Origin of the sequence: Kordia sp. (assembly GCF_965283645.1) — a bacterium.
In the GTDB taxonomy this organism is placed as follows: Bacteria; Bacteroidota; Bacteroidia; order Flavobacteriales; family Flavobacteriaceae; genus Kordia.
Genome location: NZ_CBDIPG010000001.1, coordinates 2,233,653 through 2,260,212 on the forward strand (window position 1 = coordinate 2,233,653; position 26,560 = coordinate 2,260,212).

General features: G+C 32.1%; 28 protein-coding genes and 1 tRNA gene. 11 read left to right on the plus strand and 18 right to left on the minus strand.

Annotated elements, in window-relative coordinates:
* Entirely contained in the window at nucleotides 1-291 is a 291-nt protein-coding gene (locus tag ACQ654_RS09865) for a hypothetical protein (RefSeq protein WP_430410162.1), read from the minus strand.
* A 64-nt stretch (nucleotides 292-355) separates the two neighbouring features.
* Nucleotides 356-910 (minus strand): crossover junction endodeoxyribonuclease RuvC, encoded by a 555-nt coding sequence (gene ruvC / locus ACQ654_RS09870; protein WP_430410163.1) that lies wholly within the window; start codon nucleotides 908-910, stop codon nucleotides 356-358.
* Between the two features lie 137 nt (nucleotides 911-1,047).
* On the opposite strand from ruvC, the gene ACQ654_RS09875 reads away from it, so the two are divergent.
* The 3 genes from ACQ654_RS09875 to ACQ654_RS09885 all read left to right on the plus strand — a co-directional run bounded on the left by ACQ654_RS09875 (nucleotide 1,048) and on the right by ACQ654_RS09885 (nucleotide 4,534).
* Nucleotides 1,048-2,031: a lysylphosphatidylglycerol synthase domain-containing protein gene (locus tag ACQ654_RS09875; RefSeq protein WP_430410164.1), complete on the plus strand. Its 984-nt coding sequence runs from the start codon at nucleotides 1,048-1,050 to the stop codon at nucleotides 2,029-2,031.
* Nucleotides 2,032-2,072: 41 nt separating this feature from the next.
* Complete coding sequence (locus tag ACQ654_RS09880; protein WP_430410165.1) at nucleotides 2,073-3,161, plus strand: glycosyltransferase family 2 protein; 1,089 nt, start codon at nucleotides 2,073-2,075, stop codon at nucleotides 3,159-3,161.
* A 95-nt stretch (nucleotides 3,162-3,256) separates the two neighbouring features.
* Nucleotides 3,257-4,534, plus strand: a complete 1,278-nt coding sequence (locus ACQ654_RS09885; RefSeq protein ID WP_430410166.1) for a hypothetical protein — start codon at nucleotides 3,257-3,259, stop codon at nucleotides 4,532-4,534.
* A 5-nt stretch (nucleotides 4,535-4,539) separates the two neighbouring features.
* On the opposite strand, the gene ACQ654_RS09890 is transcribed toward ACQ654_RS09885, so the two are convergent.
* Together ACQ654_RS09890 and parS are read right to left on the minus strand one after the other, a co-directional pair.
* A complete protein-coding gene (locus ACQ654_RS09890; RefSeq protein ID WP_430410167.1) occupies nucleotides 4,540-5,004 on the minus strand; it encodes an RES family NAD+ phosphorylase in 465 nt (154 codons plus the stop codon).
* Nucleotides 5,004-5,417 carry a type II RES/Xre toxin-antitoxin system antitoxin gene (gene parS, locus ACQ654_RS09895; protein WP_430410168.1) on the minus strand — a complete coding sequence of 138 codons (414 nt, stop codon included), beginning with the start codon at nucleotides 5,415-5,417 and terminating at the stop codon, nucleotides 5,004-5,006. Before parS ends, ACQ654_RS09890 begins: the two co-directional genes overlap by 1 nt.
* A 102-nt stretch (nucleotides 5,418-5,519) precedes the next feature.
* On the opposite strand from parS, the gene ACQ654_RS09900 reads away from it, so the two are divergent.
* Nucleotides 5,520-6,266: a Bax inhibitor-1/YccA family protein gene (locus ACQ654_RS09900; protein ID WP_430410169.1), complete on the plus strand. Its 747-nt coding sequence runs from the start codon at nucleotides 5,520-5,522 to the stop codon at nucleotides 6,264-6,266.
* A 5-nt stretch (nucleotides 6,267-6,271) separates the two neighbouring features.
* Here ACQ654_RS09900 and ACQ654_RS09905 read toward each other — a convergent pair whose 3' ends face one another.
* Genes ACQ654_RS09905 through ACQ654_RS09920 form a run of 4 tightly spaced genes read right to left on the minus strand, consistent with a single transcriptional unit; the run spans nucleotide 6,272 to nucleotide 9,812 of the window.
* Nucleotides 6,272-6,751: a hypothetical protein gene (locus tag ACQ654_RS09905; protein WP_430410170.1), complete on the minus strand. Its 480-nt coding sequence runs from the start codon at nucleotides 6,749-6,751 to the stop codon at nucleotides 6,272-6,274.
* A 59-nt stretch (nucleotides 6,752-6,810) separates the two neighbouring features.
* Entirely contained in the window at nucleotides 6,811-7,959 is a 1,149-nt protein-coding gene (locus ACQ654_RS09910) for a tetratricopeptide repeat protein (RefSeq protein ID WP_430410171.1), read from the minus strand.
* A 9-nt stretch (nucleotides 7,960-7,968) separates the two neighbouring features.
* Nucleotides 7,969-9,447: a M56 family metallopeptidase gene (locus ACQ654_RS09915; protein ID WP_430410172.1), complete on the minus strand. Its 1,479-nt coding sequence runs from the start codon at nucleotides 9,445-9,447 to the stop codon at nucleotides 7,969-7,971.
* Nucleotides 9,444-9,812 carry a BlaI/MecI/CopY family transcriptional regulator gene (locus ACQ654_RS09920; RefSeq protein WP_430410173.1) on the minus strand — a complete coding sequence of 123 codons (369 nt, stop codon included), beginning with the start codon at nucleotides 9,810-9,812 and terminating at the stop codon, nucleotides 9,444-9,446. Before ACQ654_RS09920 ends, ACQ654_RS09915 begins: the two co-directional genes overlap by 4 nt.
* A gap of 134 nt (nucleotides 9,813-9,946) precedes the next feature.
* Between ACQ654_RS09920 and ACQ654_RS09925 the strand changes: the two genes are divergently transcribed.
* Nucleotides 9,947-10,447 (plus strand): DUF456 domain-containing protein, encoded by a 501-nt coding sequence (locus tag ACQ654_RS09925; RefSeq protein ID WP_430410174.1) that lies wholly within the window; start codon nucleotides 9,947-9,949, stop codon nucleotides 10,445-10,447.
* Nucleotides 10,448-10,525: 78 nt separating this feature from the next.
* Here the strand turns inward: ACQ654_RS09925 and ACQ654_RS09930 are convergent, their stop codons facing one another.
* Complete coding sequence (locus ACQ654_RS09930; RefSeq protein ID WP_430410175.1) at nucleotides 10,526-10,825, minus strand: hypothetical protein; 300 nt, start codon at nucleotides 10,823-10,825, stop codon at nucleotides 10,526-10,528.
* 166 nt (nucleotides 10,826-10,991) lie between these two features.
* Here ACQ654_RS09930 and ACQ654_RS09935 point away from each other — a divergent pair, with 166 nt between their 5' ends.
* Nucleotides 10,992-13,847 carry a histidine kinase gene (locus ACQ654_RS09935; RefSeq protein WP_430410176.1) on the plus strand — a complete coding sequence of 952 codons (2,856 nt, stop codon included), beginning with the start codon at nucleotides 10,992-10,994 and terminating at the stop codon, nucleotides 13,845-13,847.
* Nucleotides 13,837-14,556, plus strand: a complete 720-nt coding sequence (locus ACQ654_RS09940) for a LytR/AlgR family response regulator transcription factor (RefSeq protein ID WP_430410177.1) — start codon at nucleotides 13,837-13,839, stop codon at nucleotides 14,554-14,556. The genes ACQ654_RS09935 and ACQ654_RS09940 overlap by 11 nt, the downstream gene beginning before the upstream one ends.
* 3 nt (nucleotides 14,557-14,559) lie before the next feature.
* Here ACQ654_RS09940 and ACQ654_RS09945 read toward each other — a convergent pair whose 3' ends face one another.
* The 6 genes from ACQ654_RS09945 to ACQ654_RS09970 form a co-directional block, all read right to left on the minus strand.
* Entirely contained in the window at nucleotides 14,560-14,859 is a 300-nt protein-coding gene (locus tag ACQ654_RS09945) for a hypothetical protein (RefSeq protein ID WP_430410178.1), read from the minus strand.
* 452 nt (nucleotides 14,860-15,311) lie between these two features.
* Nucleotides 15,312-15,385: transfer RNA gene (locus ACQ654_RS09950), tRNA-Asp, on the minus strand.
* A gap of 86 nt (nucleotides 15,386-15,471) precedes the next feature.
* Complete coding sequence (locus ACQ654_RS09955; RefSeq protein WP_430410179.1) at nucleotides 15,472-16,401, minus strand: DUF58 domain-containing protein; 930 nt, start codon at nucleotides 16,399-16,401, stop codon at nucleotides 15,472-15,474.
* 152 nt (nucleotides 16,402-16,553) lie between these two features.
* On the minus strand, nucleotides 16,554-16,874 hold the full coding sequence (gene trxA / locus ACQ654_RS09960) for a thioredoxin (protein WP_430410180.1): 321 nt from the start codon (nucleotides 16,872-16,874) through the stop codon (nucleotides 16,554-16,556).
* A gap of 171 nt (nucleotides 16,875-17,045) precedes the next feature.
* Entirely contained in the window at nucleotides 17,046-18,065 is a 1,020-nt protein-coding gene (locus tag ACQ654_RS09965; RefSeq protein WP_430410181.1) for a transglutaminase domain-containing protein, read from the minus strand.
* Between the two features lie 26 nt (nucleotides 18,066-18,091).
* A complete protein-coding gene (locus ACQ654_RS09970; protein WP_430410182.1) occupies nucleotides 18,092-18,496 on the minus strand; it encodes a carboxypeptidase-like regulatory domain-containing protein in 405 nt (134 codons plus the stop codon).
* 255 nt (nucleotides 18,497-18,751) lie between these two features.
* Here ACQ654_RS09970 and ACQ654_RS09975 point away from each other — a divergent pair, with 255 nt between their 5' ends.
* Nucleotides 18,752-19,177 (plus strand): SRPBCC family protein, encoded by a 426-nt coding sequence (locus ACQ654_RS09975; protein WP_430410183.1) that lies wholly within the window; start codon nucleotides 18,752-18,754, stop codon nucleotides 19,175-19,177.
* Nucleotides 19,167-19,493 carry an ArsR/SmtB family transcription factor gene (locus ACQ654_RS09980; protein WP_430410184.1) on the plus strand — a complete coding sequence of 109 codons (327 nt, stop codon included), beginning with the start codon at nucleotides 19,167-19,169 and terminating at the stop codon, nucleotides 19,491-19,493. The genes ACQ654_RS09975 and ACQ654_RS09980 overlap by 11 nt, the downstream gene beginning before the upstream one ends.
* A gap of 16 nt (nucleotides 19,494-19,509) precedes the next feature.
* On the opposite strand, the gene ACQ654_RS09985 is transcribed toward ACQ654_RS09980, so the two are convergent.
* Both ACQ654_RS09985 and dnaE read right to left on the minus strand, forming a co-directional pair.
* Nucleotides 19,510-20,166: an HAD family hydrolase gene (locus ACQ654_RS09985; RefSeq protein ID WP_430410185.1), complete on the minus strand. Its 657-nt coding sequence runs from the start codon at nucleotides 20,164-20,166 to the stop codon at nucleotides 19,510-19,512.
* A 291-nt stretch (nucleotides 20,167-20,457) separates the two neighbouring features.
* On the minus strand, nucleotides 20,458-24,840 hold the full coding sequence (gene dnaE / locus ACQ654_RS09990; RefSeq protein WP_430410186.1) for a DNA polymerase III subunit alpha: 4,383 nt from the start codon (nucleotides 24,838-24,840) through the stop codon (nucleotides 20,458-20,460).
* A gap of 325 nt (nucleotides 24,841-25,165) precedes the next feature.
* Here dnaE and ACQ654_RS09995 point away from each other — a divergent pair, with 325 nt between their 5' ends.
* Together ACQ654_RS09995 and rimM are read left to right on the plus strand one after the other, a co-directional pair.
* Nucleotides 25,166-25,669: a 30S ribosomal protein S16 gene (locus tag ACQ654_RS09995; protein ID WP_430410187.1), complete on the plus strand. Its 504-nt coding sequence runs from the start codon at nucleotides 25,166-25,168 to the stop codon at nucleotides 25,667-25,669.
* Nucleotides 25,670-25,737: 68 nt separating this feature from the next.
* The gene (rimM, locus tag ACQ654_RS10000) at nucleotides 25,738-26,265 is read left to right on the plus strand and encodes a ribosome maturation factor RimM (protein ID WP_430413020.1); all 528 of its coding nucleotides are present in this window, start codon (nucleotides 25,738-25,740) and stop codon (nucleotides 26,263-26,265) included.
* Between the two features lie 64 nt (nucleotides 26,266-26,329).
* Here the strand turns inward: rimM and ACQ654_RS10005 are convergent, their stop codons facing one another.
* On the minus strand, nucleotides 26,330-26,524 hold the full coding sequence (locus ACQ654_RS10005; protein WP_430410188.1) for a hypothetical protein: 195 nt from the start codon (nucleotides 26,522-26,524) through the stop codon (nucleotides 26,330-26,332).
* Between the last annotated feature and the right edge of the window lie 36 nt (nucleotides 26,525-26,560).

The following is a 26,560-nucleotide window of genomic DNA, read 5'->3' on the forward strand; positions in this document are numbered from 1 at the left end:
CTAATTGTTTGAGCAACGAACTGCTAAACGTACAATGACGAGTATAAATATAATTACACTACCGGCTATTCGCCATCCAGAAACTGAGTTTCCATTTTCATCTACATAATCACCTTCATCTAATACGGCTTGCCGCTGAATCATTTTTTGTTCTTCTTTTTCATCTTTAACAAAATCAGGGCATTGACTCAAGAATGTCGGTTTTTGATTTGTTAATCCACATACAATACCTTCAGAAGAGGAAAAGGATTTGTTTACACATTTTTTACAGAATTCTAATTGGTAACTCATACAGTTTTAATTTGGTTGTTTAGCGAAAATATCAAAATCATTCAATATTTATCAAAATTTCAATTTACTTTTTTACTCTTTTTTCATTTTGTTTTACAAAACTTGCCCAGCCAGAATAATTTTTCCCTATTTCTACTCTTCCTTGATTGTAAAAGTGACAAACAGCCGCTGCCAAACCATCTGTAGAGTCTAAATTTTTTGGAAGTGTTTTTAAGCCAAGTAAACTTTGTAACATTTTGGCAACTTGCTCTTTGCTAGCATTTCCATTACCTGTGATTGCCATTTTTATTTTTTTAGGGGAATATTCTGTAATTGGTACTTCGCGAGATAAACCAGCCGCCATTGCAACTCCTTGTGCTCGACCAAGCTTTAACATCGATTGTACGTTTTTTCCAAAAAAAGGTGCTTCAATTGCTATTTCGTCAGGATGATACGTATCAATCAATTCAATTGTGCGTTCAAAAATTAATTTTAACTTTAAATAATGATCGCTGTATTTTTGTAATTGAAGTTCATTTAGTTGTAAAAACTCCATCTTCTTCCCTACTATTTTTATCAACCCAAAACCCATAATTGTTGTTCCTGGATCAATTCCTAATATGATTTTTTCTGTCTTCAATTACGTTTTTTAGAATATTTTTAATAAATTTTAATTATTTTTCTTACAATTTTATTAGTTTTACCCTGCTTTCTATATTGCATAGCAAAAGTTAACGATTATGTAAATTTATGTAACGAAATGCTTTTCTTTGTAGCATGCGCACCACGGTATCTCACAAATCTAAGCAATTCTTAGCTTTGGTCATAAAACTCGCTATTGTTATTGGAGCAGCTTATTTTATATATAATAAGTTGAATTATAACGAACAATTAGATTTTGAGACGTTTGTTGCGCAACTGAAAGCCATAAAACTTACTAATATACTTGTTATTTTGACACTTTTTTTAGCAACATTTTGCAATTGGTTTTTAGAAATTTTAAAATGGAAAACACTTGTTTCTCATTGCAAACAAATTTCTATTTGGGAAAGTACCGCACAATCGTTGGGCGGACTTACCGCTTCACTTTTGACACCCAATAGAGTTGGCGAATATGGCGCTAAAGCATTGTATTTTAAAAAATCTGAACGCAAATATATTGTTGGGTTAAATTTTCTTGGAAATACAGCCCAACTCATTACTACATTACTTTTTGGTGTGCTTGGATTTTCTTTTTTTGTGTATCAATTTCATATTGAATTGCCTTGGACTAAAATTGCTCGCATGAGTGGATTTTTAGGAATATTTGGACTCTTATTTTTCTTGGTCACAAAACAGAAGCGTTTTCAAATAAAAGGATATTCTTGGAAAAACTTGAAGAATTTTGTTCAAAATATTTCAACAAGTATTCATCTTAAAAACCTTAGTTTTTCCATACTTAGATATTTAATTTTTTCGCATCAATTTTACTTTTTAGTACTCCTTTTTGGAACTGAAATTTCTTATGTAACTATGATGAGCGCAATTATTGCTATGTATTTGATTACTTCGATTATTCCAATGCTTTTTATTTTTGATGTCATTGTAAAAGGAAGTGTTGCCGTTTGGCTATTTGGCTATTTACAAATTCCCGAATTACATACTTTAAGTGTTGTAGCATTGATGTGGGTTTTAAATTTTGTGATTCCAAGTATCGTTGGAAGTTATTTTGTATTGAGTTTTAATCCTTCGAAAAAAGAAGATAATGTAGCATCAGTATGATAGATATTTTTTTGTGTACTATTATCACGCTATACATAATTATGATTGGTAGTTTTGTATTTGGTTTTTGGAAGCAACCAACTATTAAACAACAACAACATATAAATCCAGTTGTAGATTTCTCAGTGATTATTCCTTTTCGGAATGAAGCAACATATTTGCCAACATTGTTAAATTCAATAACACAATTACAGTATCCTAAAACGAAGGTTTCTTTTTGGTTTATTGATGATGATTCAGAAGATAACTCAAGTGAAATTATTCAACAATTTAGCGAACAACATCCAAGCATTACGATTACAATTCTAAAAAATAAACGCGTTTCAAGTTCTCCAAAAAAAGATGCAATTCGTACAGCAATTAAAGAAATTAAAAGTCATTGGATTATTACTACAGATGCAGATTGTTTGTTTCCACCAAATTGGTTGCAACTATTCAATCAAGAGATATTTTTAAAACGTCCAAGAATGATTGCGGCGCCTGTTACATATACAAATATTACATCATTTTTTACATATTTTCAATTACTTGATTTTTTAAGTTTACAAGGTGCAACTATTGGAAGTTATGGTTTGCGAACGCCTTTTATGTGCAATGGAGCCAATTTAGCGTATCAAAAAGAAGCTTTTTTAGAAGTACAAGGGTTTGCCGGAAACGACACAATAGCAAGTGGTGATGATATTTTTTTATTTGAAAAATTTATCAAAAAATGGCCTAATAGAGTACATTATTTAAAATCTAAAGACGCTATCATTCACACGTTTCCTGTAAGTTCGTTTCAAGAATTAGTTGCGCAACGTGTTCGTTGGGCTTCCAAAAGTGCCAAATATAATTTGGTGCGAGGAAAGTTTGTTGGAGTTATCGTAATGTTGATGAATGTTGTGTTTTGTTTGCTTCCTATTTTATTGTTTCTCACAACTATTTCTTGGAAATTAATCGTATTCGTAGTGCTTTCAAAATTTATTATTGATGGTATTTTACTATATCAAACTTTTCAATTTACTGAACAAAAATTTCGTCTTCATTATTTTATAGTAAGCACAATCATATATCCGTTTTTTACTGTATTCATATTCTTCAATTCGCTATTCAAGTCATACACTTGGAAAAATAGAGAGTTTACGATGTAACCTAAAAAAGTTAATTCTACATAAAAACAGCAATACCCTACCGATCTTTACAAAAAACATATTATTTTTAAAGTAATAACCAATCAATTTACCACATGCAAACTACTACCACTTGGTCTTTTATAGAAAAAATTGGCTTTAGACTGTTCTTTGTTTACTGCTTACTATTTATACTTCCTTTTCCACTAAACACGTTTGATTTTTTATCAGATATCACACTATTTTACGATGATGTTACCTGGAAAAAAATTGTTTCTCTAGTCAGTGAAAACGTCTTTAATATTCCGTTTGATAGCTTAGCAATGCCGCGCGGAAGTGGCGACACAACTTATAATTATATTCAACTATTTTGTTTTGTAATAATCTCGGTTTTAATAACAGTAATTTGGTCTATTCTTGATCGAAAACGAAAAAATTACAGTCGATTACTTCAATTTTTCATCATATTTATAGCCTATTACTTGATATTTATCATGTTTACCTACGGATTTATTAAGGTGTATAAACTTCAATTTCCAGATCCATATTTGGCACGATTAATTCAACCTTACGGAGAATCATCTCCTATGGGAATTGCTTGGACCTTTATGGGCGCTTCCAAAGCGTACACATTTTTCTCTGGACTTTCCGAAATTATTGCAGGTTTATTGTTAATCTTTAGACGTACACGAACACTTGGCGGATTGGTTTGTTTTGGTGTCATGCTCAATATTTTTATGATGAATATGTGTTATGATATTCCTGTAAAAATCTTCTCTTTTCACTTAATGTTATTTGCGTTTTTCATTTTTATGCAAGACTGGAAACGCCTGTTTAGTGTTTTCTTTACGGCTTCTTCAGTTCCACCTAAAAGTTTTCCTAGTTATTTTGAAAAGCCCGAATTTAATATTGCAGCTATCGTGATTAAATTTCTTGTTATCGCCTTCTTTTTATATTCAAATATTTCAAGTGCAATCATACGAAACAAAGCTCGTGGACCATATGCCAAAAAAACAGCTCTATATGGAATATATAATGTAAATACTATTGTAAAAAATCAGGATACAATTCCATTACTCGTTACTGATGAGAATTTGTGGAAGAGAATTTTGATACAAAGAGCTAATTACATTTCAATCTATAATTTTAAAGATAAACGTACTCGATTTAAACTAAAATTAGATACTTTAACTAATACAATGAATTTTGAAAAACGTGAGGATTCTACAGATATTTATAATTTCACATATACATTAAAAGATAGTATTCTTACACTAAAAGGAACACATTTAAATGACACACTTCTTATTGAAGCAAAACAATTTGATTTGAAAAAGTTTAAGTTAATGAACAGAGGTTTTCATTGGATTAACGAACATCCATACAATCGATAAAAGTGTTATCCATCATGATATAAGCGTGAATCAAATGTGAATTTTTGAACCTTTATCACTTTAATCTGATGAAAATCAATATGTCTTGGATTCAAAATATAATTACATTCATCTCTAACAATTGCGGAAGGAACTTTTAAAACTGCATGGTTATTTTCTTCAACAAACTTTGTGAAAATTTCTTGCGTTTTACTGTTATAAGGAAAGGTATTCCAGTTTTTGGGTAGTTTTTTTAATTCATACACCGAAATTTCATCTGGTATTTCTACATGAACTAAAATTCGATCACTTGGTAAATCTTCAGTAATGTCTAAGTGCATTACAACTTCTAAATAGGAAAGGGAAATGTGTTGTGAAGTATATATGGCGCGCGTTCCGATTTCATTCCATCGACCGCCAATTTTTTCTGCGCCAATTCCTGAAAGCAAATCATTTTTACGCTTTGCTCTGTCTATTCTGTATACAATCATTAGGCAAAAATTCCGTAATCAATACGTCTAATTTCGTCAATAACTAATTTTACACCGTAACTTGTATCGAGTAATGAAAAAGGTGTTTGACTGCCTAAAACTTTGCTTTTTTTATTGAGCCATCGTGTAAATTTTTTTTCATCACCAAAAACTTCAAATCCTTTTGAATATACTTCGGCAATTTCAAATAAACGTTCGCTAACTTCTTTGTCATAACTATTTTTTTTAGATAATGTTGAGTACGAAGCAGGAACTATTTCTGATATCTTTGTCAAAGGTAAAGCGACTCGCAAGCTAAATTTTTTTAATTGTGAACGCGTAACGCCTGTGCGTGTTGCATGAATGATTTTTAGCTTATTTTGCGGGGAATCATTTCTATTATTTATATAGCTAGTTAAGGTTAGCGCTTCCATATTTTGAGTTATTTTACCTATAAGTATACGTAAATTTACGAATATTTTTTCGGAGTGTCGCCATTTGCTACATTTTTTTATTATTTTTAACAAAATTAACATATGAGTTTATTTGGGCTATCTACTTCAAATCCTGCTTTTACAGGTTATTTCTGGAATAATTCCGAAACGAAAAAAACTCAAGGAAAAATGACGCTTATTGGTGTTGTATTGAAGTCTGTATTTTGTTTACTACTTGTTTCCGGAGCTGCCGCCATTACTTGGAAACTCTATTTTTCTGGTGTCGATATTAAATGGTATACTACTGGCGGAATTATTGTTGCAATTATCTGTAGTATTTTAATTTCTGTGCGCCGTAAATGGATTGCTTGGCTTACAATTATATATGCCTTCGCAAAAGGACTATTTATTGGTGGATTTAGTGCTTATATGCACAAGAGCTATCCAAATTTACCAATACAGGCTATCATAATTACCTTCGTCACATTTATAACGATGTTGTTACTTTTTGTCTCTAAAATTATAAAAGTTACTCAAAAGTTTAGAAGTGTTGTCATTACAGTTACCACAACAATTTTCATTATTTACATTGTATCGTTTATTTTAACCTTTTTTGGAATTCAAATTTCGTTTATATACAATACATCTTGGTTTGCAATTGCATTTAATATTGTTGCCGCAATTTTTGCCGCGTTGAGCTTACTGCTCGATTTTGATTATATAAATCGTTACATGGGAAAAGCACACAAATCATATGAATGGTTTGCAACTTGGGGATTGTTAGTGACGATTATTTGGTTGTATGTAGAAGTATTACGCTTGTTGCGAAAACTTGCAATTCGATTCTAAAAAAATTACTCTTCAACATTTAAAATAATTGGCAACATAAACTTTGTTGCTACAGGAATGCCGCGTTTATTAGCGGGAGAAGCTTTTGGCAAACTGTTAATACTTGCATGAAGCAAACTATCTAACAACGGTAATTGTGCAGAAGTCAATTTATTTTTTTGAATAGCTTCAATTTTAATAATTCCTAATGTATCAATATATAAAGAAACTTGAATTGTATCACGAATAGTTTTGGAAACTACTAAATCATTTGTAGATAAACGCTCGTAAATTTGATCTGTAAGTGTTTGAAAAAAACAGTTTTTCTGTGCTTCTTTCTCTAAATAATCACAACTTTCAAACGAAGGGAATTCATCAACAGTATCCAAATTGATACTCTTCTTTTCTTCTGCTACAATAGTTTCTTCTTTTACAATAGAACCATTGATGTATTCACATGAAACACACACAAACAACAGTAGACAATATTTCCAAAGGTTTTTCATTCGTACAAATATCATGAAAAATACAACTTTTAGATATTTTGCAATAATTTTCTATTGGATTATTCTGATTTTAAGTGAATTTCCTCCTTCAACTCACGAATTCGAGTCTTTACAATTTTGATCATGTCTGTTTTTGCGTTGGGAAACTTCTTTAAAAAACGTTCATACATTTTAAGTTTTTCTTTTAAATCCGAATACAAATTATCTGCACATAAAGCCATCTGAAATTGTGCCGCATCGTAATCTGGATTTTCTTTTAAAGCTATTTTAAAATACTTCATCGCTGATTTATGATCTTTCTCATCAAAAGCTACCAAACCTAAAATATAATAATCGCCAGACGTATCTAACATTTTTGCCGCAATTGCTTGTGATGCGTGATGTGCAGCCTTTTTAATAACACCATCTTGATAGTATAACTTTGCCAATTGCGAATGATGAAAATAGTTGCCAGGATCACGCTTTAATGCTTCATTATAATAAGCAATTGCTTTTAAAATTTTTCTAACTCTGTACGCCGCAAAAGCAGCTTTTTCATATACATATTGAGTTGCTTTATTGCGCTTGATAATTTTTTCAAACCAAAATAACGCTTTCTTATATTTTTTTAATGCGTAATACAATTGTGCATTAAACCCTATAATTTTTAAATCTTCCGAATTATTTTTTAAACCAACATTGATAATATCTTCAACTTTTTCAAAATCTTTTTGCTGTAAATGATATACAATCAATTTATAAATACTTTTTTGATGTTGTGAATCGAGTTGAAAAGCCGTTTTATACGAATCAACATAATCATCAATATTAAGAGCTTCTTTTGACAAACCAATTTGATAATGAAAATTAGGATTGAGCGTATCTTTAGCTTTTAATTTTTCAAAAATTGTTAACGATTGTTCGTACTTACTCGTTGTAAAAAGTAATTTTCCATAATCGTACAATACAAGTGTGTTTAACGAATCAGTATGCAATGATTTTTCATAATTTTCAATTGCTTTTTTACTATTTCCTAACGCTTTATACGCTTTTGCAATTTGTATGGTTGCATACACTTTATTGTTTGATTGCTCGTAGACTTTTATTGCTTTTGAATAATTTCCAACACGATACAAACTATCAGCTACCGATACAGACAAAGTCGAAGATTGCGCTCCGACTTTGCTTGTTATTATACATGTGATGAATATAATAAGTACTCTATTCATAGTGTAAACTTATTGTACTTTAAATACGATTGGTAACATATATTTTATACTTACAGGACTTCCATCTTTCTCTCCTGGAGTAACTTGCGGTAACAATCTAAGTACACGTGTTGTTTCTTTTTCCAAATCTGGATGTGGTGCTCTTACCAAAACTTCTGATACGTTACCATTTTGATCAATGATAAATTTTGCGTAAATTTTATTGACACCAGTAAGTTTTAAATCTACCGCCAACTTTGTATTAAAGTTTTTATTCACATGTTTTTGCACATTTAGGTTGAAACAATTTTTTGAGTCTTCAAATGTTCCCGAATTTTCACAGCCTGGATACACTGGAGATGTATCAAGCATTTTAAAATCTACAGCTTCTTTTTCCAGTTCGCCCATAGCTATTACTTCTTCTTTACTTTTCTTTACCGAAGCTACATAATCCTCATAAGATTGTTGGACAATCTTACTTTCTTTATTCTGATCAAATAATTTTGAAGCTTCTTCATACAACGCTGATTGTCTATTAAATTGATCTTCTGTCAATATCCCATTTGGTTTCTTTTCTTCATGAATGGCGCTTATTTTATCCATAATGATTTTAAACTGCTTCTCCTTACCAAGTTCACTTACGGCTTCCGTTTTATCTTCAGAATCGACAATGGTAGTATCTTCACAAGACGTATAAAGCAGTGAAAGGACTAGTACTGGTACTAAAATTAAATACTTTAGTTTTAAAATTTGACGGGATTTTTGTTTTGTTAACATAATGATTCGTTTTTTAATTAATGAATGTTTAAAGAATTGATTGGTAAACGAAAAATGTTGTGTTTGAAAAACTTCAGCCAACAATTTTTCATAATAATCGGAGTTGTTATTTTCGTTTGCTACAGAAGCATCAGCAATATATTCATGCACTTCTGAAATTCGTTTTTGATAGATATATACTAACGGATTGAACCAACACAGAATGCGTAAAAGTTCAAAATATAATAAGTCAAGAGAATGTTTTTCACGAATGTGAACCAATTCGTGCGAAAGAATATCTTGTAGTTTTTCTTCGTTAATGTCATTTCCAATAAATACATATTTGAAAATTGAAAATGCCGCGCTACTATTCGGAATTTTGATAATTTTATAATTTCCTTGGTGCACAATAATTCCTTTTAATTTTAATCGAATTAATTGTACTATTTTATAAATAAACAATGTACTACTCACTGCAATTCCTATAATTAAATACCAATTCCAAGATGGTGCAATAACTTCAACCGCTTTTTCAGGAGTTAACACAATTTCTGGTAATAGAATGATATATTCTTGCGGAACAGCATTTTGAAAGCTTTCAATTTTAACAAAAGGCAATAAAAAAGAAATCAATGAAGAAAAAATTAAGTACATCCTGTTCCATTGAAAAAAGGTTTCTTTCTTAAGAAATAAATCGTAGGCCACTAAAAATAGCAACTGAAACGCAACAACTTGTATGAGATATTGTATCATGATTTCTTGTTATTTTTTTCAACTTCTTTGAGAATATCCTCTAATTCGGAAGTACTGATATCATTTTTTTCCATAAAAAACGAAACCATACTTTTAAACGATCCTTGAAAATAACCATTGACCAACTTTGAAATGGATTGGTTGCTATATTCCGATTGTGCAAGCAATGGAAAATACACATGTCCTTTTCCAACTTTTTCATAGCCTACAAATCCTTTACTTTCTAAAATCCGTACAATTGTAGAAACCGTATTATATGCAGGTTTTGAGCCTTTAAAGTTTTCTATGATGGTTTTTACATTTGCCTTTTCTAGTTTCCACAGAATTTGCATAATCTCTTCTTCTGCCTTCGTTAATTGCTTCATTTTTCAACTGTGTTTTTTCAACTAAACTCTTAGTTCTACGGAACAAATATAACTAAAATTTTAGTTTAAACTAATTTATTAGTTATAAAATTGTAACATTTTCCAATTGCTTGCGTCTTACAAAAAAAATAGCAATGGATATTTTATTTACCGTTATTGGCTTCTTTTTAATGCTTTTGGGAATTATTGGTAGCTTCTTACCTATCATCCCTGGACCCGTTACGAGTTGGTTCGGATTGCTATTTTTATATCTTACTGATGCTGTTCCAAATAATTGGACATTTTTAGGAATTACATTTGCAATCGCAATTATTGTTTTTGTGATGGATTATATCATACCAGCAATAGGAACTAAACGTTTTGGCGGAAGTAAGTACGGAATTTACGGAACCACAATTGGCTTGATCATAGGCTTGATATTTATGGGGCCTTTCGGAATTATTATTGGTCCGTTTCTGGGCGCTTTGATTGGTGAGTTGGCATTTGCAGATAAAGATGCTGATAGCGCCTTAAAAGCCGCTTTTGGTTCTTTCTTAGGCTTCTTATTCTCTACGTTATTGAAGTTTATTGTAGCAATTATTTACTTAGGATTTTTTATGCGTGATTTCTGGGAATATAAGAGTGTTATTTTTTAAATCTTAGCTTATAAAAATAAAAGCCAACAACCATAAGGTCATTGACTTTAACGTAAAAACTAAATATGTACTATTATATTATCCTTGTCCGTGATACATTCCGCTTGGTTCATCGCCATACGCACACGTATTGTATAAAACTACAGATGCGCATGAATCGCTGCAATCTCTAGAATAATTACAATCGGCAAATCCTTCGGGCATGCTTAACTGCCTAATGGTTTCTTTAGGATCAAACGGATTAATGCTTGCATTAACAGGCAAACACGTTGTTCCGCAAGTATGCGTTGCCCAAATTCCACCTTTAACGCTATCTAAATTTGCAATATTCTTTTTGCGTAGACTCAGTTTTTTTAGTGTCAGGTTTTTTTTCTTCATGGTATTGATTGTTTTTAAAGGTTTAGTGCTATGAAATTCATTCACTACACTTTCAAAAACAAGCTAAAAAGAGAATTCGCTTCACTTTACTGAGAATTTGCACACTACATTTACAATTAACAAAAGAGTTGTATCTTCTTACATTAAATTTCATTGTATTACCAATATGCTTCGTAAACTTCTTTTTTTACTTCTTCCATTAAGCCTTTGTGCGCAATTATCTGGTGTAAAAAATTATTATCATGATGAAGGACTATTTTGCAAAACTGTGTACAATTTGGCGCAAGATGCAAATGGAATTATTTGGATAGGAACTGATAACGGATTGTATGCTTTTGATGGTAAAACATTTGAACCATATGACGGAAGTTCAGCACTAAAAGACACAGAAATATTAACCAATTTTTCAATAGATGATGAAATATTTGTCATGACTTTGAATGAAAACTATGCCTATTTAAAAGATGGAAAATTTATTACTAAAAAAGAAAATCCTGAATTAAGAAAAATTCTAGTTAATGGCATTTCAGGCATTATACATGATACTATTTCTAATAAAGTAGCACTGTTTAAAAGCCATAATACGAAACATATATATACGTACGAAAAAGGAATTATTGAAAAAAGGCACTTTACAGATTCTGTAAAAATAATTAACTATCATGATGATATTGTATGTTTTTTTAATTCCGAAAATGATATTATCAAGCTTAACTTAAAAAATAATACACGTACAAAAGTAGCAACTCCCGTAAAACCGAATTCAGCTTCAGAAATTGTTTCTTTTGGTGAAAAAAATGTGGCTTTTGCGTTGGGAAATGAAATGGCGATCTATAAAATACAAAACGATTCATCTTTGGTATTTCTTGATCATAAAAAAACATCAAAAATCATTAAAAACATCTATTTTCTAAATGATAATGAAATTTGGTTGACAAACCATATCGGAGGCATTACATGTTATAACATTGATTCTAAAAAAGAAAAGGAGGTTTTTAGCGATTTCATTATTAACGATTTTTTTAAAGATAAAGATCAAAATGTATGGTTTTCCACAAGAAATCATGGATTGTTTTTTTGGAGTAAATCCAAGTTTCAACGTTTTCTAAAAAAAAGTATAACAACGACAGAAGGTGAAAATATTCAAAGTATTGATGGGCGAAAAGACAGTATTTATTTTGGAATGAATGCTTCAAAAGTTGGAAAGATACTCAACAAGTTGCAATACAAATTTATCGCGTTAGACGGAATCATACGTGTACATGCGTCAAAGAATCAATTATTTTTCGCAACGATAGGTACCATAGACACGTACGATAATCAATTCAATTTTATTGATAAAATAAAGATCGCTGGTGCTTTAAAAAATATATCAGAATTTGACACAGAATATCTTATTATCACTGCTTCTGGATCTGCAAATTTATTGCACAAAAAAACACTTAGCATCACACCCATTTTTTCAGAAAGATCATACGATGCAATCCCAATTGACGAAAATCATGCTTTTATCTGTTCCGCGAAAGGCTTGTTTAAAATAAACATTAACAATTGCGAGTATACATCACTAATTTCTGAGTATCTATTTTTTAGTGGTAGCAAAGCCTCAGACAATTGTTATGCTTTTGGCACAAATGCTGGAGGAATTTTTATTTTACACAATAATGAGCAACAACGATTGACAAAAGATAATGGCTTGTTGAGTAATTCAATCACCAAAGTAATTTTTGAATCGCCAACGGTACTTTGGGCAATAGGAAATAGAGGAATCAACCGAATTGCATTTAAAGATAATTATAAAACATACACAATTGACTCTTTTACAGAAGCTGACGGAATTCCGCTAGCTACATTAAACGATTTTTACCTGTACAATGGTTTTATGTATCTCGCAACTTCAAAAGGATTGGAGATTTTTAAAACAACGGATTTATTAGTACAAAAACAACTAGAGGAAAACACAAAACTTGTTTTAAATCATATTCAATACCAAGATTCTATTTTCAAAAACACACAAATAAAAATTCCGTATACCAAAAATTCGATAACCATAAATGTGAGCTATCCTGATTATAATTCGTACGGAAACACGTCATTGAAGTATAAACTTGACAATCAAGAACACTATTCGGTGACGAAAGCTTCTGATATAATTTTGTCTTCGTTACAGCCTGGAAAACACACCTTGTCTATTTACGGACTCAACAGTAGTTATACTGCTAGCAAAGATAATTTGATCATTTCCATAGATGTGATTCCGCTATTTTGGCAAACTTTATGGTTCAAAATGGTTGCTTTTGCGGTATTGATTACGTTAATTTATACAATTCTGATACGTATCTATATCAATAGAAAAAAACGCATACAGGAGAAAATTCAAACTAAAAAAAAGCTTACCGAATTAGAAGTGGAAGTAATAAAATCACAAATGAATCCGCATTTTATTTCAAATTGTTTGAATTCTATCAAGTTATTAAATTACAAAAAAGATTATGCCAATTCACAACTATATATTGATCGTTTTAACAGAATGTTGCGTTTCAATTTGATGTATTCCAACAATACATTTGTGAAAATTAAAGATGAAATTACATATTTGAACGATTACTTAGAATTAGAAAAATTACGCTTTGGAGAACTATTCGATTATATAATTACACACGATTCAACAATTGAAAATCTTAAAATTCCATCATTTTTAGTGCAACCTTTTGTCGAAAATGCAATCAAACATGCTTTTGTAGAAATGCCTTCTCAAAAAGGGACAATTCGCATTCATTTTCAAGTACACACGGATGAAACTATTGAAATCACCATTAAAGATGATGGAATCGGAATTGAAAATCTTTCAAAATCAACACAAAAAAAGCAATCAAAAGGAATTGATTTAATTCGTAGGCGCATGGAATTGTATCGTCAAATTTTCAATATCTTTAGTACACTTTCGCTTATTGACATGAAAGAACAACACCAAAAAGGCACCAAAGTTCAACTAAAAATAAACCATACACATGCGATTTAAAGCTGGAATTGTAGACGATGAAGCCAACGGACGCGAATTTATATCGTTGCTGTTAAAAAATGAATTTCCACAAATTGATATCATTTTTGAAGCGGCTTCTGTATTAGATGTTGATATTGCTTTGAAAAAGTATTCGGTTGACGTATTGTTTTTAGATATTCAATTGAAGAATAAAACTGTTTTCCAATCACAGTTTTTAAAACGTTCTAACGCCGCAAAAATTTATGTTACCGCGTATGACCAATATGGTATTGAAGCCATTAAACACAATGCAGAAGATTATCTTTTAAAACCTATTAACGAGCTTGAATTTGTAAATACGGTTCAAAAAGTTTTATTGTCTAAAATAAATCAAATACAACAAAAAACAATTGCTAACGATTTTATTGATATTCCAACTTCACGTGGTTACCAACGATTAGCTATTCCTGAAATTGTCCGATGTGAATCTACTAATAATTACACCATCATTTTTTTAGAAAATAAAAAGCAATTTGTTGTCACCAAACCATTAGCCGATTTTGAAAAACAATTATGCATGTCAAATTTTTGCAGAGTGCATCAAAGTCACCTCATCAATTTGAGTTATGTAAAAGAATATGTAAAAGGAAAAGGTGGCGATATTATTTTAAAAGATGGTTCAAAAGTAGCTGTTTCACAACGAAAAAAAGCCGATTTTTTAAATCGACTTTCGTTTCTTTCTGCATAAAATTTATCCAGGATAAATATCAATATTATTTGGCGGATTCACTTTTATAGCTCCTGTATCTTTAGCACAAGCATAATCTGCGTTCATACTATTACAGTCTGCTAAACCATCCAATGATATACACTGTCCATTTTCAGAAAACGGGTCGATACAATTTCCGACGTAGGGAAAAGTTTCTGGCGGATATACTATAGCACCAGTACTACAGTTAGTTGCTACTTCTCCTCCTTTGATATTATTAAGACTTGAGATCACGTTTTTTTGTAATAGCAATTTCCCTAATGGCTTCTTTTTGTTTTTCATGGTATTAGTGTTTAAAATTAATAGCCGTAAAAGTATTTGGAAACAGAGAAACAATAAAGTGTAATAGAGAATTCGCAGGTAAGTTTTTGGAATTCGTATGAAGTGAGTTTACTGTAAGAAATCAATATGTTACTTCGAGCGCAATCGAGAAACTTTAGAAAACAAATATTTCAATTAAATCTAATACATTCTTCAGATTTTAAATGTGAAGTTCTTAAGATTATGAAGAATAAAATAACTTTTGGGAAACATTCGTAAGATCCAGTTTAACTCATATTGAGTTGAACTAAAATAAAAAAGCATCCCAATCTTCTTTGAAAGAAAAAAGGAAAGCTTTTCATTGGTTTAACTACTAAACCAAAGGTAAATCAAGGACTTACCTTAAACAACACAACTAAATCATTTTGCCAAAAAAAGCTTCCCACTTTAGGAGAAGCTTTTTGCAATTTTAGCGGTCTGGACGGGATTCGAACCCGCGACCCCATGCGTGACAGGCATGTATTCTAACCAGCTGAACTACCAAACCGTTGCTTTATTGCGGTTGCAAATATACACCACAATTCTATTTATGCAAACATATTTTGATAAAAAATTAAACTTTTTTTCATAAAACTATGCAAACTTTTGTCTTTCAACTAAATACGTGAGTAAAATTTTTTCAAAATTTTTCGTAATATCTGCTGCAACATACTTGATTTTGTATTGTGCGCATTTCATTTTTAATTGTGAAAAATAATCAGAAACAGCTTTTTGATAATTTTCTTGAATTGAATCAGCATATAAATCGATATGTTCTCCAGATTCTACATCAATAAATCGTTTTGGCTTGTTGTCAAAATCAAAATTTAACTCTTTTTCGGAATCAAAAACATGAAATAAAATAACTTCATGCTTGTTATATTTTAAATGTTGAAGCGCTTCAAATAGTTTTTCGTCTTCTACTCCATCTTGAAACATATCTGTAAATAGAAAAATAAGGCTTCTACGGTGTATTTTTTCCGCAATTTGATGCAGATAGGTATATGTGTCCGTTTTTTTGTTAATTCGCTTTGTAATGACCGTTTTATCAAGTGCATTCAATAACAATTGATGATGACGTTCACTTCCTTTTTCAGGTGCGTAAAAATCGTAATTATCCGAATAAATACTTAAGCCAATTGCATCACGTTGTTTTTTAAGAATATTCATCAATGAAGCAGTTGCCAAGACAGAAAAGCCTATTTTATTTAAATTCTCAATTGATGGCGAAGTTACTTCCGGATAGTGCATGGAAGAAGAATTATCTAGAATGATATGACATCGCAAGTTGGTTTCTTCTTCGTATTTTTTTGTATATAATTTGTCCGTTTTAGCAAAAAGCTTCCAATCAATATGTTTGGTACTTTCGCCAGCATTGTAAATTTTATGTTCTGCAAATTCTGCAGAAAACCCGTGAAATGGACTTTTATGCATTCCCGAAATAAAACCTTCAACTACTTGTTGTGCAAGCAATTCTAAATTTTTAAATCCTGAAGTTTTATTGAATTCTTGTTGTAAGTTCACAAGCGTTTTCTTTAATAATGTATATTTTTATGAAATATACTGATTTTTAGTGTTTCATGACAACACTTTACGTTAAAGTAAAAAGTTACCAAACACAAAAGGTTTGACATATAGCCAAACCTTTTTTATAATTATATCAAATAATTTATCTCTTATGCTAATAACTTGTCAATAGCGTCTGTGTATGCACTTTTTGGAGCAACTCCTACTTGACGTCCTACTAATTCTCCGTTTTGGAAAATTAATACTGTTGGAATGTTACGTACTCCAAATTGAGCAGCATATTGTTGGTTAGCATCAACATCTAACTTTCCAACAACAGCTTTTCCTTCATATTCATCAGCAATCTGATTTACTACAGGACCTAACATTTTGCATGGTCCACACCAAACTGCCCAAAAGTCAACCATTACTGGTTTGTCGCTATTCATTACTATTTCTTCAAAGTTAGCATCTGTGATTTCTAAAGCCATAATATATGTGTTTTAATTTTTAATTATTTTTTTGTTTATATGCAATATTAGTCAAATATTCTGCTAAAACTTACAAAGCAAGTATATGTTTTGATTATACAACAATTGTTTTTTTTTATTATAATTTTTAATACGATCATTCAACAGTACAGAAATAATGCAAGTTGCGTTTTATTTTTTCACGTTAAAAGAGTACGTAGAAATTAAATCGTCTTTGATATATAAATGAACATCATAATGTCCTCTGGATTCAAATGTATGATTTATTACCAATTGTTGTTTCGTAATTGTAATTAATTTTGGCTGAATTTCCTTTTCATTATCATTTTTTTCAAACACAAAACGAATGTCTTTTTTATTGATAGGATGTAATAATTGAAACCTAAATATAACCGTATCACCTTGTTTTATAGTATTGTCTAATTTTTTAGGCTGTATGTGATTCCCGAAATATTCATAGGCTTTTCCATAAATAACTGGCGCTTCTAAAAACATGTCAAAAGTCGGTTTTTCAGTATGTAACAGAAACCATTTTTCATCTACAGGATGATGATTTATAGAAAACATATTTGGATCGGATAAGAAGAATCCATCATTAAATTCAAATTGAAATCGATATGTAATTGGATTAGGAATTCCGCTCGCCCAAGTTGGATCGCAGAGATACCATTTGTCGTTTAGCTTTACCGCATTCCACGAATGATTTGGCGCATCAACAGTTAAGTTTTCAATATTTATCGTACTTGTACGCGCATTTCCGTTTACAATTTCACATTCAATACTGGCTAAGTTTGCCAATTCTTTAATGAGATATGCGTAACCTGTGCAAACAGTTCTATTTTTTTTTAGGAGTTTTTGAAACGCTATTTTCTTGAATTTATCATTCCATTCCGCAAATTTTATAGTATCATCTTTATAGCGTTTGCGCTTTCGCATGTTTCTTGAATACATGTCGTAATCATTAGCAATATTACTGCAAACCCATTTAAAAATAGCTCTAAAACGTTCAACATCGGTTGTTAGCTCATGAGTAAGTTTATAGGACAATTGAGGTAAATTGGAAAGATTTTCACCTTTGTATTTCAGTGCAATTTTATCTGCTTTTTCAAATTTAACAGTTTCGAAATCAACTATTTGCGCATTGGACTGAAATACAAAAATGAATAGAAAAATATACGTTTGTATTTTCATTAAAGTAAGTGAACTATCATCATCAACTAATTGGAACGCTTGGATTTGTAGCGCTTATTTGAATTTGGCGCGCCCGTAAATTCAAATACTTCTTCATAAATAGTTAACTTGATAAATGTCGTGTTTTCTTTGATTTTTACTTCTCTAGTTTTGTAACCAATGTAACTAATTATCAAAACGTCACCGGTACTCAATGCTACAGGAAATGTAAATTCTCCTTTTTCATTCGTTACAACGCCTGTTGCCGAATCTTTTAATATCACATTTGCTCCATTTATAGGGCCGTTTTCGTTACTAATAATTCCTTTAATGGTTTTTCCCTTTTGAGAAGTTGCATTTGATTGTCCAAACATTGGATTAAATGCAAAAATGGCAAATACTAACAAGGTAGTATACCATAACTTTCGAGTCAATTTTAACTGTGCTTTCATAATTTCAAATATTTTATAATATCAAATCTATTGTTATAAATAGTAGTAGTAAACCTTAATTGAGTGAACATTCATTTTGAATGAGTGAATACCCTATTTTTTTCAATTTCAACTGAATAAAAACAAAATGTATATAAAAATAGTGAATTTCTGCTTCATAATTTTGTTAAAAATATGCAACTAAAAAGTTGCTTATTGAAAAATAAGTATTAATTTAGCAACCAATTAGTTGCATTATGATTAAAAATTAATATTATGAAAGACGTTATTAAAAAAGAAAAACTATTCAAACATCCAATCAATGTGGTATGGAATGCTATTTCCAATGGAGCCGAACTCTCAACTTGGTTTATAAAAGCAGATTTTAAACCTGAGGCTGGTTATCAATACACATTTACATCCGATAAAGACGATTGTGTGCCGATAACTGGAGAAGTGAAAAGCGCTAATCCCTATACACTTGTATATACTTGGATTGTAGAAGGCACAAAAGTTGAAACTACTGTAAGTTGGAGATTAGAAACTGTAGCGGAAGGCACAAAATTATACTTAGAACATTCAGGAATTTCTACATATGAAGGCGAAAATGCTATTGCTATGTTTGAAAGTTTTAATGGCGGCTGGGACAATTGCATCAATCAGTTATTATCCTATTTAAAAGAAAATGTCCATGCAGCATAAAATTACACGTTTATTTAAAGCGATTGCAGATCCGACAAGGCGTGATATTTTTCACGCTTTGGTCATTGCAAGTTCGGCGTTATCAATTTCACAAATTTGCAATCAATTTGAAATTACGCGACAAGGAGTTACGAAACATATTAAAACACTTGAAGAAGCTGGTTTGGTATATATTGAAAGTAAAGGCCGCGAGCGTTTTTGCAATGCGGATGCAAAGCCATTGCAAGAAGTTACCAAATGGTTGAAATTTTACGAACAATTCTGGGATGATTCACTAGACAATTTAGGCGATTATTTAGATAGTAAAAATTCGTGATTACTTTTTGGAATACTTACAGAATCGTTTCATCAAATTCGAGAAAATTTTCAAAGTGATGTTGAGCGCCAACATTTTTTAGTTTTTCTTTATTATTGACTCCAATTCCGATGAACTCTAATCCTAAATTATTAGCAGTTTTTACATCCCAAATTCCATCACCTATTGAAATGATTCGTTTAAAATGGTTTACGTTGAAATAGTTTTTTGCTTTCGCGATGGCGGAATTGACAATTTCTTCTCGTGTAAAATAATTGTTTGAAGCTTCCAACACTTTTTGATTGTACTCAATTCCTGCACGCGTTAGTTTTAACTTTGCAGGCAATAACATAGAACCTGTAGCAAAGCAAACTGCATAATTAGTTTCTGTACTAATTTTTTGTAAAAAAGCATTTGCACCTGCAATTTGTGTTACGTTACAATCACGAATTAACTTCATAAATGCAGCTTCAAACTGTAGCAACATTTCTTTTGAAAACCCACGATTTACATCACTTTCATAGTTTTCTTTAGCGATATAACTATCCGTTAAATGTGTATAATTTTCCCAATCAGTATTTACAAATTCAACACCTATTGCATGTAATGCATTTACAAATCCTGTTTGATGTACGTTTTCACTATCGAGCAAGGTTCCGTCAATATCAAAAACGAGGAGATTTTCTTTTTTCATAGGTTATTTTGTAAATCTGTATTCTAAATAAAAAAGTTAGCACGAATTCACAAATGGTTTTTCGGTTGCTATACAATTTAAAAATTGACACGAATTCAATTATAAATCTCCAAATGTCAGATCGATCGTGATTTTTCAAAGTAAAACAAAGAAAAATTGTATCGAAATCTCAAACACCTAAATACTCACTACAAAACCTCAATACTAAAAATCCAAGATCCCGCGCTACAGCTGGATTAGTTCAACTTACAATTTGAGTTCGTCGTACTGGCTTCTCAAAATCTAGTTTCACTAATTAATCTTATACTTCACATCTTCAGCGGCTAACGCATCTAGTAATTCTTGTGTAATATTTACTTTTCGCTTTTTACTTGGCGATTGTAGTTTTATTTTTTCTTTGACTTCGTACAACGTAAAATGTAATGACTTATCACCTTTGTGCGTTTCTAAAATTTCATTTATAAAATCGAGTGTTTTCTCTTCTAATTTATTGACATCTAACTGAATCGTTAGTTTTCGAGCGGCAGTTCCCATGACATCTTGCAACAATTGCATAGAATTGAATTGCAACCTTGGATCGCCTTTTTTACCTGTATCACGGTTTACCCAACCTTCTTTAATGAATGCTTTAATGTACACAAATGAATTCGGCACAAAGAAATGCCTGAACTTTAAATATTCTTCTCCGAAAATTCTAAATTCGTGCGATTCTGAGTAATCTTCTACCGTAAATAATGCCCAACCTTTTCCGTTTTTAGAAACTCTGTGTTGTACATCTGTGACAACGCCGCCAAAAGAAATTTCACGATTTACGTAGGTTTCCATTTGTGAAAAATGTGACAACGTTCCATTACAGAAATAATCCATTTCCGCTTTAAAATCGTCCAATGGATGCCCAGAAATATAGATTCCTACTACTTCTTTTTCACGTGCTAGTTTTTCCATCGTTCCCCATTCTTCACATGGTGGCACTTTTGGTTCTTCAATCTGTACTTCGCTTGCTTCTCCAAACAAACTTACTTGTGCAGAGTTTTGATTTTCTTGAAACTTAGCACCGTATTTTACTGCTTTTTCTAAAAAGGTAATGGTATCATTTTCAGTGTGAAAGTATTGTGCACGATGTGTATCTCCAAACGAATCAAATCCGCCAGCTAAGGCTAAATTTTCAAAGGCTTTTTTGTTCGCGGCACGCAAATCAATTCGTTTTGCAAGATCGAACACAGATTTGTATTTTCCTTCCGAACGTTCTTTTACAATCGTTTTTACAGCGCCATGACCAACACCTTTAATTGCGCCCATTCCGAAACGTACAGCTCCTTTATCGTTTACAGTAAATTTATAGAACGATTCGTTCACATCTGGACCCAAAACGTCTAATTTCATCCGTTTACATTCTTCCATAAAGAAAGTAACCGTTTTAATGTCATTCATGTTGTTGGAAAGTACAGCCGCCATATATTCCGCAGGATAATGTGCTTTTAAATAGGCAGTTTGATACGCAATCCAAGCATAACAAGTTGAGTGCGATTTGTTGAAGGCATACGCCGCAAATGCTTCCCAATCTTTCCAAATTTTTTCTAATTTATCTTCCGCATGTCCTTTTTCAGAAGCTTGCTTGATGAATTTTGGCTTCATCTTATCTAGTACAGCTTTCTGCTTTTTCCCCATCGCTTTACGCAAAACATCGGCTTCACCTTTGGTAAAATCTGCCAATTTCTGCGAAAGCAACATCACTTGCTCCTGATATACTGTAATTCCGTATGTTTCTTCTAAATATTCTTCACACGCATCTAAATCGTATTCAATATCTTCTTCTCCATGTTTTCTTCGAATGAAACTCGGAATATATTCCATTGGACCTGGACGATACAATGCGTTCATTGCAATTAAATCGGCAAACGTTGTTGGTTTGAGCGATTTCATGTGTTTTTGCATTCCGGGCGATTCGTATTGGAACACACCTACGGTTTCTCCACGCTGGAATAATGCATAGGTTTCTTCATCTTCCAACGAAATATTGTCAATATCGATATCAACATCATGCTTATATTTTACAAGCTTTACCGTATCTTTTATTAAGGTTAGGGTTTTGAGTCCTAAGAAATCCATTTTTAGCAGACCAGCATCTTCCACAACCGAGTTATCAAATTGTGTACAATACATTTCTGAATCTTTTGCCAAGGCTACAGGAACGAATTTCGTAATATCGTCTGGTGTAATGATGACTCCACAAGCGTGAATTCCGGTATTTCGAACTGAACCTTCTAACACGCGCGCCATGTTTACAGTTTCTGCTTCCAAACCATCTTCTTCCGAAATATTAACTAATTCGTTGATTAATAATACTTCTTCTGAACGGAATTTTTGCTTGAGTTCTGCTTCTGATTTTCCAAAAATCTTCGCCAATTTTGCATTCGGAATCAACTTGGCAATTCTGTCTGCGTCACTTAATGGTAAATCTAACACACGTGCAGTATCACGAATAGACGATTTTGCCGCCATGGTTCCATAGGTAATAATTTGTGCTACCTGATTTTCACCATATTTATCAATTACATATTGCATTACACGACCACGTCCTTCATCATCAAAATCAATATCAATATCGGGCATGGATACACGATCTGGATTTAAGAAACGCTCAAAAAGTAGATCGTACAACATCGGATCAATATTTGTAATCCACAAACAGTACGCAACTACCGAACCTGCGGCAGATCCACGTCCTGGACCAACCGAAACGTCCATATTTCTGGCTTCGCGAATGAAATCTTCTACAATTAAGAAATACCCAGGATATCCTGTATTTTCAATAGTTGCCAACTCAAAATCGAGTCGTTCTTCAATTTCTGGCGTAATTTCTCCGTATCGTTTTTTTGCGCCTTCGTATGTTAAATGACGTAAGTATTTGTTTTCTCCACGTTTTCCGCCATCAATTTTATCTTCTTCAAATTGAAACTCTTCTGGAATATCAAACGCAGGTAGTAATACATCACGTGCCAATTGAAAAGGTTCAACTTTGTCTATTATATCTTGAATGGAAAGAATGGCACTTGGCAAATCTTTGAACAAGGTTTTCATGTCATCAGGCGACTTGAAATAGTATTCCTGATTTGGCAAACCGTAGCGATATCCACGACCACGACCAATTGGTGTTGCTTGTTTTTCACCATCTTTTACACATAATAAAATATCATGTGCATTTGCATCTTCTTGTGCAATGTAATAGGTATTATTTGTAGCAACTAGTTGAATTTCGTGCTTTTTTGCCAACTTTACCAAGACATCATTTACACGATTTTCATCTTCTTGATTGTGACGCATGATTTCTACATAGAGATCATCTTGAAAAGTTTCTTTCCACCAAAGTAATGCTTCTTCGGCTTGTGCTTCTCCAATGTTTAATACTTTATTTGGAACTTCTCCGTAGAGATTTCCTGTAAGTACAATTAAGTCGTCTTTGTATTGTTCTATTACTTTTTTATCAATTCTTGGGACATAATAGAATCCTTTTGTATATCCTATGGAAGACATTTTTGCCAAATTGTGATACCCGTTTTTATTTTTGGCTAAGAGTACAATTTGGTATCCGTTGTCTTTTCTTGTTTTGTCTAAATGATCTTCGCAAACAAAAAATTCACAACCGATGATAGGTTTTAAAATGTTTTCAGTAGTTGTTTCTCCTTTTTCTGCTGCTTCCGCGATACGTGCCTTAACACCTTTATTATGATTACCAACAGCTTGCACAAAGTGAAACGCGCCCATCATGTTTGCATGATCTGTAATAGAAACTGCTTGCATGTTATACTTGCTCGCCGCTTTTACTAAATCGGGAATGCTGGATGTTGATTGTAATACAGAAAATTGTGAATGATTGTGTAAATGTGCAAATTCAGCATTTTGCAACGCTTGAAGGTTTTCTGCAATTTCTTCTTTGGATATTCCGCTTCCGCCTTGTTCTTTTTCTAAGCGTTTGCGAATTTTTTCAGATGCTTTTTTTAGGTTGATGTGTTTCAACCCGATCATTTCAATCGGTTGCGGATTGTTTTCTGAGAAACGCTCAAAATAATCTGGCGCAACATCTAGCTTCTCAATTGTGTATTCTTTTCTTCGAATCAATTCTAAGAAACAACGTGTTGTTGCTTCCACATCGGCAGTTGCGTTGTGCGCTTCACCAAAACCAACTCCAAATAGATATTGATGTAATTCGGTTAGTGTTGGTAGTTTAAATTTCCCAAATCGTCCACCTGGCAATTGACATAAACTCGCGGTAGCTTCCGTACAGGTATCTAAAACTGGTAATTCTTGTAATTTATTAGCAACATCCTCACGGTAGAATTCCGCGCCCATAATATTGACATCAAAACCAACATTTTGTCCAACAATGAATTTTGTTTTGGAAAGTGCAATGTTGAATTTTTCAAGAACTTCTGCTAATGAAATTCCTTGCTCAGCGGCAAGTTCGGTTGAAATTCCGTGAATTTTTTCGGCATCATATGGAATATTAAAACCATCGGGTTGTACCAAATAATCTTGATGTTCGAGTAGGTTTCCTAGTTCGTCGTGCAATTGCCAAGCAATTTGTATACATCTAGGCCAGTTATCAGTGTCTGAAATAGGTGCGTCCCATCGTTTTGGTAATCCCGTAGTTTCGGTATCAAATATTAAGTACATATGTTACTTTTGTGTAGCGAAGTTTGAAAGCATAAAATTACGAATTTCTTTTCTGTTTTTAGTACTGAGTTATCAACATAGCACAAAACCCGTATTAGTGACTGAGCGGCGTGTTGGAGCTCTTTTTAGTAAAACTAGCTAGCAAAAATTGTGAAGTTATTAACCAATTGCGTTTTACTAAAAAAGCGACTAGCGAAGGCACGACCGCACTTTTTTGTGGGGAAATACCAAAAAAAGTAGTTTTAAGTAGTTGTGTTTCAGAAATAATAGTATTTTTGCAAGCTCATTAATAACAGAGGTCGAGAACCTCACAAATTAATTATTTATGCCTGTTAAAATTAGATTACAGAGACACGGTAAAAAAGGAAAACCTTTTTACTGGATTGTTGCCGCTGATGTGCGTGCAAAAAGAGATGGTAGATACTTAGAAAAATTAGGTGTTTACAATCCAAACACGAATCCTGCAACTATTGAGTTGAACCTTGATGGTGCTGTAGATTGGTTACAAAACGGTGCACAACCAACTGATACTGCACGTGCAATTCTTTCTTATAAAGGTGCAATGTACAAGAATCATTTGATTGGTGGTATTCGTAAAGGTGCTTTAACTCAGGAACAAGCTGATGAAAAATTCAACGCTTGGGTTGCACAAAAAGAAGGACAAGTACAAGGTAAAGTACAGAGTTTAGCAGAAGCACAAGCTGCTGCAGAAGCAAAAGCTTTTGAAGCAGAAAAAGCTGTAAACGAAGCTCGTATTGCCGCAAACGCTCCTGTTGTAGAAGATGCAGTTGAAGATGCTGGAGAAACTCCTGCAAGTGAAGAAGAATAAATTATAATTATATATAATTTTTAGCCTAGTAAATACTAAATTTGCTAGGCTTTTTTTATGATATTGATATGCGAATTGAAGATTGTTTTTATTTAGGGAAAATTGTTAAGAAGTACAGTTTTAAAGGTGAATTGTTAGCAAAGTTAGATACAGATCAGCCAGATTTGTACGACGATTTAGATGCCGTTTTTATTAAGCTTGGACGCGAGTTTTTGCCGTTTTTTATTGAAAAATCGTCATTACACAAGTCTGATTTGTTGCGATTGAAGTTTGAAGATATTCAGACAGAAGAAGAAGCTGATCAATTACTGAAATGCGAGTTATATTTACCATTAGAATTTTTGCCAAAGTTAGAAGGTAACAAGTTTTATTACCATGAAATTATAGGTTTTACAGTAGAAGATGCTTCTTTTGGAGCCGTTGGAAAAATTACAGGTGTTAATGATACCACTTCACAACCATTGTTTGAGATTGAACGCGAATCGATTGAAATTTTGATTCCGATTAATGATGCGATTATTAAAAAGGTAGATCGCGCCAATAAAACCATTCATGTTGAAGCACCTGAAGGTTTGATTGATTTGTATTTGGAATAACCACACGTTTTCTATTTCAAAAACTTTTTTGAACACGCAACGTATGCAATGTATGTTTCGCTGATTAATCTGAGATTTCAATTCCTTTACGTTTATATAAAGCATATAGAAGTTTGAAAGTTGCATCGTCATTCCAATCGATAAGGAAATCCTCTTTTATTTCTTTGACAGTAGATACATTTCCATCATTGAGATGATTTATGAAAGCGATCACATTCGTGTTTGTTTGCATTCTAAATTTTTCTCCTCTTATAAACATTGTAAGATTATCGTTTTCCTCATAGAAGAAAATTTT